11 protein-coding genes are annotated in these 13,267 nt (G+C 52.6%); 3 read left to right on the top strand and 8 right to left on the bottom strand.

The window, feature by feature from the left end; genetic code table 11:
- Both VGJ94_11575 and VGJ94_11580 read right to left on the bottom strand, forming a co-directional pair.
- The coding region (locus VGJ94_11575; GenBank protein ID HEY3277253.1) for a thaumatin family protein at window positions 1-494 on the bottom strand (494 nt) is incomplete at its 3' end.
- A 545-nt stretch (window positions 495-1,039) separates the two neighbouring features.
- Window positions 1,040-1,444: a hypothetical protein gene (locus VGJ94_11580; GenBank protein HEY3277254.1), complete on the bottom strand. Its 405-nt coding sequence runs from the start codon at window positions 1,442-1,444 to the stop codon at window positions 1,040-1,042.
- Window positions 1,445-1,874: 430 nt separating this feature from the next.
- On the opposite strand from VGJ94_11580, the gene VGJ94_11585 reads away from it, so the two are divergent.
- Entirely contained in the window at window positions 1,875-4,064 is a 2,190-nt protein-coding gene (locus VGJ94_11585) for a PAS domain-containing sensor histidine kinase (protein ID HEY3277255.1), read from the top strand.
- Between the two features lie 101 nt (window positions 4,065-4,165).
- Here the strand turns inward: VGJ94_11585 and VGJ94_11590 are convergent, their stop codons facing one another.
- The 3 genes from VGJ94_11590 to VGJ94_11600 all read right to left on the bottom strand — a co-directional run bounded on the left by VGJ94_11590 (window position 4,166) and on the right by VGJ94_11600 (window position 7,697).
- Window positions 4,166-4,651, bottom strand: coding sequence for a response regulator (locus VGJ94_11590; protein ID HEY3277256.1), 486 nt, complete (start codon window positions 4,649-4,651; stop codon window positions 4,166-4,168).
- Window positions 4,652-5,191: 540 nt separating this feature from the next.
- Window positions 5,192-7,090 carry a DNA helicase RecQ gene (gene recQ / locus VGJ94_11595; GenBank protein ID HEY3277257.1) on the bottom strand — a complete coding sequence of 633 codons (1,899 nt, stop codon included), beginning with the start codon at window positions 7,088-7,090 and terminating at the stop codon, window positions 5,192-5,194.
- A gap of 190 nt (window positions 7,091-7,280) precedes the next feature.
- Window positions 7,281-7,697: a lysozyme inhibitor LprI family protein gene (locus VGJ94_11600; protein HEY3277258.1), complete on the bottom strand. Its 417-nt coding sequence runs from the start codon at window positions 7,695-7,697 to the stop codon at window positions 7,281-7,283.
- A gap of 304 nt (window positions 7,698-8,001) precedes the next feature.
- Here VGJ94_11600 and VGJ94_11605 point away from each other — a divergent pair, with 304 nt between their 5' ends.
- On the top strand, window positions 8,002-8,142 hold the full coding sequence (locus VGJ94_11605) for a hypothetical protein (protein ID HEY3277259.1): 141 nt from the start codon (window positions 8,002-8,004) through the stop codon (window positions 8,140-8,142).
- A gap of 261 nt (window positions 8,143-8,403) precedes the next feature.
- On the opposite strand, the gene VGJ94_11610 is transcribed toward VGJ94_11605, so the two are convergent.
- Window positions 8,404-9,945, bottom strand: coding sequence for a transglycosylase SLT domain-containing protein (locus VGJ94_11610; GenBank protein HEY3277260.1), 1,542 nt, complete (start codon window positions 9,943-9,945; stop codon window positions 8,404-8,406).
- A gap of 217 nt (window positions 9,946-10,162) precedes the next feature.
- Between VGJ94_11610 and VGJ94_11615 the strand changes: the two genes are divergently transcribed.
- Entirely contained in the window at window positions 10,163-11,035 is an 873-nt protein-coding gene (locus VGJ94_11615; protein HEY3277261.1) for a dienelactone hydrolase family protein, read from the top strand.
- Here VGJ94_11615 and VGJ94_11620 read toward each other — a convergent pair.
- Both VGJ94_11620 and VGJ94_11625 read right to left on the bottom strand, forming a co-directional pair.
- On the bottom strand, window positions 11,032-12,285 hold the full coding sequence (locus VGJ94_11620) for an anaerobic sulfatase maturase (GenBank protein ID HEY3277262.1): 1,254 nt from the start codon (window positions 12,283-12,285) through the stop codon (window positions 11,032-11,034). The genes VGJ94_11615 and VGJ94_11620 overlap by 4 nt on opposite strands.
- A gap of 108 nt (window positions 12,286-12,393) precedes the next feature.
- Complete coding sequence (locus VGJ94_11625; GenBank protein ID HEY3277263.1) at window positions 12,394-12,849, bottom strand: GNAT family N-acetyltransferase; 456 nt, start codon at window positions 12,847-12,849, stop codon at window positions 12,394-12,396.
- Between the last annotated feature and the right edge of the window lie 418 nt (window positions 12,850-13,267).

The raw sequence follows: 13,267 nt of genomic DNA on the forward strand, positions 1-13,267 counted from the left end.
GGTGTAACCTGTATGGCCACATGGGAAAACCCATCGATGAGGCTCACATCGAAATAGTCGAGAGGTCCGTGGGGACTATTTGCATCAAAGGTAGGCTCAAACAGGGCCACAGGCGGTTGTCCTCCGGATGCACACTCCAAGCCGAAGTACGTGGTATCAGCGGAGCTGATGCATCCCCCTGATTTACAACAATCGACTCCCTGCGTGGGGCACTTGCCCGATTCATTGAATGTACAGCCGGTCCGGCCCCAAAAGGTGAGGCCGGCAGTCCCGACGGGAATCGTTTTGACCACTGTCGCCCCGGCCGCCATCTCCCATCCGGTAGGATGGGGACCGCCTTCTCCCGGCCAAATCGTTTCATTGCAGTTATTTACAAACGTAATGGTATGATCAGCCGCCATTACCGTCGGGACAAGCGAATACATCAAGATGCACAACAGAACCGCCGCAAAACTGCAGCCCCAGACGGTTCTACCAGCCAGACCCTTACCCATACGGAACCTCCCTTATCTTAGCTTGATTGTCATTTGTTTTACGAGAAAGAACATCTCTTCCAGTCCTCCCCTCGGGTAGTTTGCAATAATCCATACTGAATTGCAATAAATTACCATTCAAATTACCATTCTTATTACGCCGACACAGCCAAATGCCCCTGTTTTCGTGACCAGCTCAATACCTTCTTCTATACGCCCGGATAACGTCTTCTCTCATCTACAACCAGATGCTTCACGAGGAAGAGTAGAGCGGCCCTTTTCCTTACCGATCAGCTTCGCCTCTTTGCGTCGCTTGTCGATTTCGCCACAGTTGCACCTCTCAGGTTGTCCTCGCTGTGTGATGTTTTTTGAAAAAAACCGAAATAATACGATATTTAGGAAGCCGTAAGGAACGCCCTTTACTTTTTCACTTTTATGCCTTCCATAATCACAAAAGGGTATGCCCCGGGCTGGCTTGGTCTGCCCTCAGTTTAGACTTTGAAGTTGAATTCACCGATTACCAATAGGTCGGGCCAATAGCCCGTTGACATACTAATCTCTACAGGCTAATCCCAGCCAATTACCTCATAGCCTTTGTCCCGCAGACACTTCTCCATAAAGCTTTTATATACCGGGTTTGGCTCCGAGGTTTTGAATATACTATATAAGAGTCCGGATGCTGCGCCTGTCGCAGCCCCTATCCCGGCGCCTCCTCCTATATCTCCGGTAACTGCCCCTGCAGCTCCGCCTATTACAGCCCCGGCCGCGCCTCCTACCGCGGTGCCTTTTACTGCTTCCTGGCCGCCGCTTGACTTGACGTATGTATCGGCACCACTCTTACATTCATCAATGTCGCCGGAAGCTTTTTCTTCCCCTACCGACTTCAGGTATTCATTCGGATAAAGGACCGGTCCCTTGGTAGCACAGCCGAACAGAAGCAGGGCAAAAATGAGAATGAACAAGCATTTCATCTTACTATCCCCTCTTTGTTTTCATTTTAAAACTATCAGTGCCTACGTTGATGCCTGATCGCTTTGAAGGAGCCCGATCATGTAGGGAAAACTTTGTCTGCCGGGGGAATGAGCTGCCAGGATGAGACTACGTTAAAACCATAATAAGCAATTTGCGGCGATCATGGGAAAATGTCAAGATAGATATCGCCGATCCACAAGGGTATGGAGTCAATCTTGACATCTGATTGCTCGAAGTCCCTTTATCAAGAATAAAGGTTTGGCTCCATACCCTCCCGGAGCACACGGGCATGCGCGCTATTTGATGATTCTTAAGAGGTGGTAATACATCAAAAAGTGCAATATTTATATTTAAGAATAGCTTATAATAGAAGAAACCTTTTAACTGGAAATCAAACGATGAAGAAAAACCTAAAGGCAGACCCCCATCATGACGGAAACACCTGAAAATCCCGATCGCCACCAAAGATCCCAAAAAGAGCTGGAAGACCTCGTGCTTGCCCTGACGGAAACCGAGGCGAAATTAACGAATATCATTAACAACGCCATTGAGGGGATATTCCAGACGGACCGTGAAGGTCGCTTTATCCATGCCAACCCTTCCTTCGCCCTTATCCACGGATATGCGTCCCCTGCGGAGATCAGGGATTCTATTTTCGCAAGGGATCTCTTTCTGGATCCGTCCGACCACGAGAGACTAATAGAGCTTCTTCGCTCGTCCGGCACTGTTCGGGGCTTTGAATCGCGGATGAAAACAAAGAGCGGAACGATACACTGGGTCTCATCGAACGTCGTGGCCTTTGGTGATGAAAAGGGCAGGACCATCAGATATGAAGGCACGATGCTCGACATCACGGAGCGTAAAAGGGCAGAAGAGGCGCTCCTGGAAAGCGAGGCAAAATTCAGGAGCATCGTGAACAATGCCCTGGAAGGAATATTCCAGACGGATCGCGAAGGCCGTTTTATCCATGCCAACCCTTCCTTCGCCAAAATACACGGATATGCGTCGCCGGTCGAGATGGGGGATTCGCTTTTCGCGGAAGATCTTTTTCTGGATCCGTCGGACCATAAGAGACTCATAGGGCTTCTTCGCTCATCCGGCTCCGTTCAGGGCTTTGAATCCCGGATGAAAACGAAGAGCGGCACGGTACATTGGGTCTCCTCGAACGTCATGGTTTTTCGTGATGAATTGGGCAAGACCATCAGATATGAAGGTACGATGCTCGACATCACGGATCGCAAAAAGGCCGAGGAAGCGCTCCTGGAAAGCGAGGAGAGATATAGGACCGCCATCGAAAGCTCCAACGATGCGATCAACATCCTCGAGGGCGATATATGCCGGTATGCGAACTCACAGTATATTAAGATGTTCGGGCTTGATGGCCCTGAAGATGCCATCGGAAAATCGGTAAAATGGAATATACATCCCGATAGCCTGGAGATGGTTGCCGAAATGCAGAGAAAGCGGCAGGCAGGCGAACCCGTGCCGTCACGATACGAATTCAAGGGTATCACTAAAAAGGGCGACATAATCTATGTGGAGGTATCAGCCGCCCCTATTACGTACCGGGGCAAATCCGAATACCTTCTCTATCTCAGGGATGTTACCGAGAGGAAAGAGGCGGAAGAGGTACTCATCAGGTCCCACAAAGAACTGGAGCGACTGAACAAGGCAAAAACCAAGGCGGTCAATCACATTTCCCACGAGCTGAACACACCTATCTCGGTGATTCAGAGCACTACCGGCATCCTGAAACGAAGATTCGCGAATTTATTGACCCCTGCCATCGAAAATATCATCGACATCCTGGAGAGGAATACGGAACGTCTGTCCGAGATATCGTCCGAGACCGACGAGATATTCAGGGTATCCCAGGAAATTGAAGAAGGGATGATACTCAAGGATATCGAGCGGCTTCTGGCAAGGATGGAGGAGCTTCCGGAAATACCTGAAGCGATACGCCCGCATTGGGAGGCCGTCAAGGGGTGGATAAGCACATATCTCGGTCGTAGCCCCCGGTCAGCTCAGGCCATCGACCTCTACTCGTCTGTCCTTTCCACCGTAAAAAAAATGGAGAGAGCCGCCGGGCATCGCAATCTGCGCATCGATGTGGAGGGGCAAAACGATCTTTTTGTCTTTATAGATCCCTTCATCCTGAGAGAGGTTACCGAAGGTCTGATCAAAAATGCCATTGAAAATACGCCCGAAGGAGGGTCGATTGAAGTGGCTGCGGAGCAGAATGACACGGGCATCATTCTTCGCGTGGCAGACAGGGGTATCGGTATCACTGAGGAAAATAAAGGCTCGGTCATGGACGGCCTCTTCCACACAGAGGAAACCGATCTCTACTCGACAAAAAGACCTTTCGAATTCGGTGCGGGCGGCAAAGGCCTCGAACTTCTCCGAATTAAGCACTATGCCGAGCGTTACGGGTTCGACATTTCATTCGAGAGTGTCCGATGCATTTACATACCCACCGACCGGGATACCTGCCCCGGGAACATCGCCCAATGCAGTCATTGCAGAACAGTCGATGACTGCACCGCGTCAGGGGGAACAACCTTTTTTGTCACCTTTCCCGTCAGGAGCAATACCGGCGGAATGGATGAGAAGAAATAAGCCGTCTGCGGTCTCCCGGACAGGGGGCCATGGCCCGGCAGTACGAATTTCGCGACCATACCGCCCCTGCCCATTCCCGCTCGAGCCCCGGCCTCTTTGGCCTAGACCCAGGTTCTCCCTTCCAAGCCTATTTTTTTCTGCCAGTCGGACTCGAATTTCTCCGTGAAAAATGTGTAAAGCTTCTCAAAAACACGCTTCCAGCCGGACTCGTAGTCGAGGGCGAGCACGTCCTGGAGAAAGGGGACTATTTCGCTGAGCTTATCCTTGGGAAGATAGGCATTCGCCTTGAGGTCCATGGAGTTCTTCAGTGCCTCAGGGGTTAAGGCATGGGCCGTAAGCATGGCCGTTTTGAAACCCCGGCTCACTGCGACCTTGAGGAGGTCAAACCCGCGGACCCCCATAATATCGAGGACCACGAGGTCATAGGTTTTGGATTGAAGCAGTCCGTTCGCCTCTTCGTAACTGGTTGCCGTTTCAAAGACGCAGCTCGGAGCCGCATCCATAATCTCGTCTTTGAGAACCGCCAGCACGTCCGGCTCATCGTCTACCGCCAGGATCCTCTTGCCATTCAAATTAGAGTCGCTCATTTTTTGTTCCTCCTTTATCGCCATAACGGCGTCTTTCGGGGTCCTGCACGCCCCGTCATGGACTTAATCTTCCGCCCGGGAAGTCTTCAAAACCTTTCCATTCACTCCTTTATCACTTGAAATCCGGCACGTCCCGCAGGATCGTTCAAGGCCATCGTTCGGAAACCTGTACGTACTAAATTCTTCTTTTCTTATGATATCAGTTACTTGTATCTTTTTACTCGTAGCCTTTTTTGATCCATCTCCCTCTATAATGGAGCATAGTTGCTCCATTGTCAAGATCATTCTCCTCACTGTGATCGCCGTGACGGCAAAAATGTTCCCAAATCTTCTTAGGCTCTTTTTAATGATTATGAACTAGAACAGGTGTGAGGTTACGATAAATACTTGGAAAGGTCTTAAAATCCCTTAGTCTTGCGTGATTTTCTTGAAAAGCAACTTCCTCTTCATACATTGAGGGAAAACTCCTTCACCTCGTGTCCTTCGGGTACGTCCTCCATTGTCATAAGCATGTAAGCGTCCCGTCCCAGTTCGGATCGCCTATCCTTGCGGGTCAAGGCCGTGCTTTCTTTTGTACTCGTTGATCACTTCGAGGAACTGCTCGCCGTATCTTTCTATCTTTGTCTGCCCTATGCCCGAGACGTTCCGCATCTCTTCCAAAGTGTCCGGCAGGGCGTAGATAAGCTCTCTTAAAGTTCGATCGTGGAATATCACGTAGGGCGGGAGCTCCTGGCTTTTGGCGATCTCCATGCGGAGAGCTCGCAGCTCTTCGAATAGCTCGGCACCCGCGTCCTCCGAGAGGACGGGCTCCCTGTCGCCTTTGATGACTATCTTGCCTCTTTCGATGGTCAGCTTTGCCTTCTTTGATTTTTTGGCCTTCACATGAACGGGGTCTTTGCGGAGCTCGAATTTCTCCTCGCCCTTCAGTACGGGGCGGCATCCGGGGGCGAGGCTTAAGCTTCCCTTTCCCCCTACGTCCACGCCGAGCATTCCGGCGGCGACGAGCTGGCGGAATACCGATTTCCATTCCGTCTCGGTGAGCTCTTTCCCGATGCCGAAAGTGGAGACCTTCTGATGGCCGAAGCTTTTGATCCTTTCGTTATCCTTGCCTAGAAGGACATCGATGAGGTAGGTGGAGCCGAACATCTGGCCTGTCCGAAAGACGCAGGAGAGGGCCTTCTGGGCGACGAGGGTACCGTCCCATGTCTCTACCGTGCCTTCACAGATATCGCAGTTTCCGCAGGGCTCGGCGCGCTCCTCGCCGAAGTAGTTAAGAAGCACAAGTCTACGGCATTTCGTGGTCTCGCAGTAGCCGAGCATGGCCTCCATCTTGCTGCGCTGGATCCTCTTGAACTCTTCGCCCCCCTCCGAGGTTTCGAGCATCTGCCTGTGGACGATGACGTCCCCCAGGCTGTAGATCATCCAGGCATCCGCCTTTTCACCGTCTCTTCCGGCCCGTCCCGTCTCCTGGTAGTAGCTCTCCAGGGTCTTCGGCAGGTTGAGGTGGGCGACGAACCGGACGTCGGGCTTATCGATGCCCATGCCGAAGGCAATTGTGGCCACCATGATCACCCCTTCGTCCTGAAAAAAGCGCCTCTGGTTTCTGAGCCTTTTCTCCCGGTCGAGGCCCGCATGGTAAGGCAGGGCGGGAATATCTTTGTCCGAGAGGAATTCCGCGATCTCTTCCACTTTCTTCCTGGTCATGCAATAGACGATGCCGGAGTCGCCGGGGTGCTCGTTTTTAAGGAATTCGAGGAGCTGCTGTTTTTCCTTCTGCTTTACCTCGACCCTGTAGCGGATGTTGGGCCGGTCGAAGCTTGAGATGAACTGTTTCGCCTCTTCCAGGCGCAACTTCTCGATGATCTCTTTTCTCGTGACATTATCCGCCGTGGCGGTAAGCGCAATGCGGGGCACATAGGGGAACCGCTCGGGGAGCACGCCCAGACCCAGGTATTCGGGCCTGAAATCGTGTCCCCACTGGGAGACGCAATGGGCCTCGTCAATGGCAAATAATCCTATTTTTGCCTGGCTGAGAAGGCGCATGAAGCTTTCGGTTACGAGCCTTTCAGGGGCCACGTAGAGGAGATCGATCTCGCCGGCCACGGCCTTGCGCTCCATGGCGGATGATTCCTGGTAGTTTTGGGTGGAATTGAGAAAACCCGCCCTGACGCCGAGCTGGCTGATGCCGTCCACCTGGTCCTGCATGAGGGCGATAAGGGGCGACACCACGACGCATATGCCGGGACGCAACATGGCGGGGATCTGATAGCAGATCGATTTCCCGCTCCCTGTGGGCATGAGCACAAAGGCGTCTCCCCCTGAGAGGACCTGGTCGATCACCTCTTCCTGGTGCTCCCGGAAACTATCGTATCCGAAGCAGGAGCGGAGCAGCTCCCTGGGAGATTGGTCGCAACGAGAAGGATTTATCGATTCGGTCATCCGGTTTTTTCCACGGAAATTGTGAGCGCGCTGGGAAGGCTCACGCTTTAATATAGCCTGAAAGGGGCGGGCATTGTCAAAGGGATAATGAGGACGGCCTCAGGGTCGATCCCGTCTTTGATCGACGGACCCACGCAAAGAACGTGTATGTGGGCCCATGCATACAGACAGGTCATATAATATAGGTATCTTACCACTCCACCGGCGGGTCTGCCGGCGACTGGGTCACAAACTTGATCTCGAGCACCCTTTTCTCCACTACCCTCGCCTTGTAGTCCGCCACCACGACACTCCCGTAGGACCGGGTGTCTTTATTATACTCGATAGCAAAGGCGAAGGCCGCGTCCCTGTATTTGAGCCATGCTTTCTGGGCCTCTTTCAGTTTCTTCTGTGCCTCCGGCGTGAGGTCTTTCATTACCTCGGAATAGACCTTGTTCAGCTCCTTATCTGCCTTCTCATATCGTTTCTGATGGCAGTCGGCTATGGCGATCATATCGGGCTCTTTTGCGCAGTCCTTCCCGTAGAGGGAAAGAAAAGGGGAAAAGACGAAAACCGATAAAGCGAGACAGATTAACCGGAGATCCTTCGATACAATTATCCTTTTCACTACCAGCCTCCTTGCTTCTGTTTTTTCAGTATTGATGCAGGACCCTGCCTAATATTTTTCGGCAAAAGAGTCACGCCCTTAAGATGTTGTTCTTTTAACTGGCCTTTTTATGGTGATTTTTGAAGGAAATATGTGCGGCCCATGACAATTTTGTCGCCCTTCCCGCCCGGAATCGACAAAAAGGAAATACATTCCTCCCTTTCTCATTAAATAACTCAACAATATCAATAATTTTTGAGTATGGGGTTCAGGCATGGGGATTGCTTATTAAACCATAGTTGGTATCAGCAATAAGGAGGGACAAATGAAAGTATTGATCGCAGCAGTTATCGCATTCACGCTCATGGCAGGTTGCGCCATAGTGCCCCTGGGCCCCTATTATGGTCATCATCGCGGCTACTATGGGTACCATGGCGGTGGACACGGGCACGGATATTATCGATAGCAGCACGTGCTCCCCATGGGTAAGGGGAAGCTTTTCCGGCGGACATAGCAACTTACGCGGCACGCCCGCTCTCTATATCCTTCCACGAGGGACCGGCTGAAAGCCCCTTCATCCGGCCTTCACTCCGCCGTTCACTCTTGGTCAATGGTGCAAAGGTTGAGGGGCGGACCCCTCAACCTTTGCACCTTCCACTTTTCACCAGACCCAAAATCTCAGTAACTCTATTTAGCTGATTTTTCCTTGAGTGTAATCCAACGGGCATCAGGCCCTGTGTGCGGCCGCCTTACCTTTTACCCTGTAGACCACGAGCACCTGGCCCTGCTTGATGGTATAGCCGTTTTTCAGCCCGTTCGCCGCGATGAGGGTTGCGGGCCGGACCTTCAGGCTCCGGCAGATCTCCGTGATGGTATCGCCTTTCTTGACCTTATAACTGACTGCCTCCATGGAGGCGGCCGGGTATATCTTCAGTTTCTGCCCCGCTTCCACACGGAGACTCCTGAGCTTGTTCCATTTCTTGATATCTTCTTTTTCCACCCTGAAAATCTCGGCGACCGTGACAATGGTATTCCCTTTCTTAACCACATACAGGATGGGCTTCGGTTCAGGCGGCTTCGGCTCGGGGGGTTTCGGCTTTGCGGCTATGGCTACGCGGACAGGTTTTGCTCCTTCTTTTGCCTTACGTACTGGCTCGACATGGACCGGGCGCGCCTCGGGTGCGCTTTCCTCAAGGGAACGGAAATTCGCGAAGGCGGTCCGTATCTCGAGGCTCTCTCCATTGCCTTCGTACCGGGGAAATCCGAATGTTTCGGGATTGCTCCCGATCACCGCGGCAGCGATCACTTTGGGGGGATATTCCCTGGTCTCACGGGCAAGGCACGACCTGATATGCCAGAAGTTCCGCTCTTCCATGGGGTTATTGATCTTCTTGAGGCACCCTATGATCCTCCCTTCCCCGCAATTATAGGCCGCGAGGGCGAGAAGAAAGGAGCGGGGCCCGAAAATGGCGATGAGGTCGTGGAAGTATTCGACCGCCGCAAAGGTCGATTTCACGGGATCGAGTCTCTCATCCGTCCTATCGGCAACCCTGAGGGAATATTGCCTGGCGGTGCCCGGCATGAACTGCCACATGCCCACGGCCCCGGCGTGACTCCGGGCATTCGGGTTGAAACCCGATTCGAGAAAGGCGATAAAGGCCATGTCCTCGGGAATATTCCTCTTCCTGAAAACCTCCTTCACCGCGGGCATATACCGCGCCGAACGCCTGAGCGAGGCATTCATGAACCTCCTGTACTGGTCGTTCGTCTGAAATGCCTTTACGTAGAGCTTCACTTCATTAAGAAAAATCGTTTCCACCGTGCCTTTATCCCCGAATTCACCGAGAAGCCGCTTAAGCTCCTTCTCGATCAATGCGTCGTGTCCCACGGTCGTCGATTTGGTGAGAAGGCGCTCATCGATGGGAATGCCGGGAAGGTCCCTGAAGGGGATATTCTCTTCCCCGCCCGCGGGATCGGAAGAAACGACCTTTGCGGAGGTCCTGGGTTTGCGCATGCCGGGCGGTGGGGTTCCGATGTCCTCGACCACCACATTGTCTTTGCCGGAAGCGCGAAGCCCCGCGTCAACTGTTGCTTCCGCCCCTCCTTTAGGTATTTGGCCGGAGGACGAGGAGGCCCCGGGCTCCGGAGACTTCACCGTAGCCGCCACCCGAACCCCGTCGGACTGCGAATAAGATGCGCATGAAACGGTCATGAACATCAATGATAGCGCGATCAGGAACCTGATCGCGGTTTTTCTTCTTTCATTCATAAACTCCTCCTGACTCTACCAAATTAGAGCCACATAGTAGAAGACGAGTCAAGAAGAATCTTTTCTCGGAAAAAGCTGGGGCCTGAGGATGAGCCCTGGGGGGACCGGTTTCTCTCCTTGACACCGGGCCAAACCTTTCTTAAAATCACCATAAGGATAAATATTTACCACTTAAGCGATTCATTTTTCTATCGTAAACCCAAAAAGGAGGACACCTATGAAGAGTCAACCGGGCGATGAAGCATTCGACTTGTACGACAGGTTCAGCTGGGGAATACTCGATCGGCGGCAATTTCTGAAAAGATTATCGGTTGTCGCGGGAGGGGCCGTGGCGGCAAATTCTCTTCTCGCCTTGCTGGAGAATAAGAAGGCCCGTGCGGATTTGGTTTCCAAGGACGATCCGCGCCTCGTCACCCAGGATATCACATATAAAGGCACCACAGGCGATGTCCGCGCCACCATGTCCGGGCCCAAGGGGGCCAAGAAAGTGCCGGGAGTGGTTGTTATTCACGAAAATAAGGGCCTTAATGCCCATATCGCCGATGTCAACCGGCGCGTAGCCCTCGAGGGATTTCTGGCCCTTGCCCCCGATGCCCTCTCTCCTGCCGGAGGAACCCCCGGGGATGAGAATAAAGCAGTAGCCCTAATCGGAAAGCTTGACCCCCAATCGACGTTAAAAAATTTCCTTGCCGCCGTCCAATATTTGAAGAACAATCCCCTCTCCACAGGCAAGGTAGGGGTAGTCGGATTTTGCTGGGGCGGTGCCATGGCCAATCAGATCGCCGTCAATTCACCCGATGTCACGGCAGTAGTCCCTTACTACGGAAGGCAGCCCGCTTCGGAAGATGTCCCGAAGATCAAGGCTTCTCTTCTTCTCCATTACGCGGGTCTCGATGAGGGGGTCAACAAGGGCATTCCGGCCTATGAAGAGGCCCTCAAGAAGGCCGGCGTCGATTATAAGATATATATCTACGCAAACGCGCAGCACGCGTTCAATAACGATGCGAATCCCGCCCGCTATGATAAGATAGCAGCGGACCTCGCGTGGACGCGCACGATAGCGTTTTTGAAGGAGAAGCTGAAGAGTTAAGGGTTCATGCAGCATTTTTTGTATTTTTTGCCGCTGCCGCAGGGGCAGGGATCGTTGCGGCCTGTTCCGGCGCTGACCGGGACATTCCGGTCCGGAGTCGACGGCGGCTGAACTTCAAAATTCAAAGGCTCACTCAGGGCCGCCAGCTCGGCGATAAATGGGCGGCAGTGGGCGAAGAAGCGTGTGTAACCTTCGCACAGGTAGTTGAGTTCTTCGCCTTCCGAAGTCTGCAGAAAGCGGTCTTTCGGACAGCCGCCATTACACATGTCGAGGAATTCACAGTTCCGGCAAAGGCGCGGCAAACCGTCTGCCTTGGACTGCCCGAAGGCCCTTTGAGCAGGGCTATCGATCAATTCATCAAGAGGTCTATCGAGAATATTGCCCAGGTAATGGTCCGGATCGACAAAGTGATCGCAGGAGAAAAAGTCCCCGTTGTGCTCGACCACGGGAATATCACCGCAGGTTTTCCTGAATATGCAAAGCCCGTGCTCGCGCCCGGTGGCCGTAGCGAAAACCTCCTCGAATATTTGCACCTTAATACGGCCCCCATCATTCTCCAGCCATTCGTCAAAAATTGCGCAGAGGAAATCTCCGAAAGCCTTTGCCGGTACCGTGCGGTCGCTTACGCTGGACCCATGGACCCCAGGTTCGACGAGGGGCAAAAACCCGATATACCCGGCGCCTATATCTTTAAAGAACCGATACGCTTCGATAGGATGGAGAACATTCTGGTCATGGACTACACAGAGTATATCGCAGGGCACCCCGTATCGCCGCAGAAGCCTGTAACCCGCCAGCGCGCGCTCATGGGTGGGCTCCTGCCCTCTGTCCAACCGGTATCGGTCATGCATCGATGCAGGGCCGTCAAGGCTGAAGCCGACACTGAAACCTTCCTCTGCAAGAAAACGACACCATTTCTCGTCGAGAAGGGTGCCATTTGTCTGGATACCGTTCATTATCTGTGTACCGGGTCTCAGATTTGTGCGTTGGAGTGCGACGATCTTCCGAAAATACTCCAGTCCCAAAATCGTCGGCTCCCCTCCATGCCATGAAAACCTGATTATCGGTCCGGGTGAGGCTTCGATATGCTGGACGATATACTCCTCGAGAAGGATGTCGGACATTCGGAATACCTCGCCCTTGCCATAAAGCTCTTCCTTCTTCAGATAATAGCAATACCGGCATTCGAGGTTGCACAAAGAACCGCCGGGTTTGGCAAAGATCTGAAGATCCCGTGAGACAGGGGCCATTTTATATTCCTCACACTAGTGCCTTTATTGTAACAGATCGACCGGTGGGACTACAAATGGACAGGTAACCTCTCCAAGGCCGGGGGAGTGATTCTTCATATATCCCCTTCAACTCTCAATGCTTCGTTCCAGGCTCACAATCTTCGAAGGGATAAATTTGTTGGCTTTAAAAAAATGTATCAGCCTGGAGTCGTTCTCATCCACGAGGGTATTCATTTTTTTGATGCCGAGCGATCTTAAGTGTTCCACATATTCATGTATCAATTTTTGGCCGATACCCTTGTACTGGTGCGAAGGATCGACGCCGATGGTATCCAGGGTCGCCGCCTCGGAGATGCCGAATTCCCCTATATAGAGCTCCCCCATGATAAACCCCACCACCGTCCCGTCATCGTCCTCGGCCACAAGTGAGGTGGGCACATAATCTTTCGACTGAATGAATTTTTCGAACTTGAGCCTGTAGTACTCCAGGCGGGGAACCTTGAGCACCCTCGCATCAATCCCGACAATCGCATCAAAATCATCAGCCCGCATAAGCCTGACCCGAACCGACCCACTGTCCATAGAAGCCCCCTTGGCGACTAATGATGAATGAATTACTATGAACCTAACCTAATGGCGACACGTGATAGTGTCAAGTAGAGAAGGGCGAGCGCAAGCAAAGCCCTCTTGCTGCAGTCTCACCCTGCTCCATCAATTAGCATAACACCCACGACACGACTCCTCCCCCGATCACACAATTCATTACCGCCGGCACGCCTCTTTATTTAGTGCCGGCCGGCTGTGGGCGCTGGAATGGCGGGGGAGCTTCAGATGGGCCGGTAGGTGCCGTCTGGAAGGCCGGAGCCGTAGAACGTGTGAAATAATCCCTCCATTCCCCTCTTTTCCCTGGACCCTCTTCACGCCATGTGGTACAATAAGCCTGTAAATACAGTCACTTGAGAGGGTTTACGTGGACAATGAAACACTCTTCCCCTGCAGT

It is taken from the genome of Syntrophorhabdaceae bacterium (assembly GCA_036504895.1).
Lineage (GTDB): Bacteria > Desulfobacterota > Syntrophorhabdia > Syntrophorhabdales > Syntrophorhabdaceae > PNOM01.

Excerpts from the sequence above, each read along its gene's own strand:
- VGJ94_11605 (HEY3277259.1), top strand. The coding sequence starts at position 8,002 with ATGAAAGTATTGATCGCAGCAGTTATCGCATTCACGCTCATGGCAGGT.
- recQ (HEY3277257.1), bottom strand. The coding sequence starts at position 7,090 with ATGACCGAATCGATAAATCCTTCTCGTTGCGACCAATCTCCCAGGGAG.
- VGJ94_11610 (HEY3277260.1), bottom strand. The coding sequence starts at position 9,945 with ATGAATGAAAGAAGAAAAACCGCGATCAGGTTCCTGATCGCGCTATCA.
- VGJ94_11620 (HEY3277262.1), bottom strand. The coding sequence starts at position 12,285 with ATGGCCCCTGTCTCACGGGATCTTCAGATCTTTGCCAAACCCGGCGGT.
- VGJ94_11590 (HEY3277256.1), bottom strand. The coding sequence starts at position 4,651 with ATGAGCGACTCTAATTTGAATGGCAAGAGGATCCTGGCGGTAGACGAT.
- VGJ94_11615 (HEY3277261.1), top strand. The coding sequence starts at position 10,163 with ATGAAGAGTCAACCGGGCGATGAAGCATTCGACTTGTACGACAGGTTC.
- VGJ94_11585 (HEY3277255.1), top strand. The coding sequence starts at position 1,875 with ATGACGGAAACACCTGAAAATCCCGATCGCCACCAAAGATCCCAAAAA.
- VGJ94_11625 (HEY3277263.1), bottom strand. The coding sequence starts at position 12,849 with ATGGACAGTGGGTCGGTTCGGGTCAGGCTTATGCGGGCTGATGATTTT.
- VGJ94_11580 (HEY3277254.1), bottom strand. The coding sequence starts at position 1,444 with ATGAAATGCTTGTTCATTCTCATTTTTGCCCTGCTTCTGTTCGGCTGT.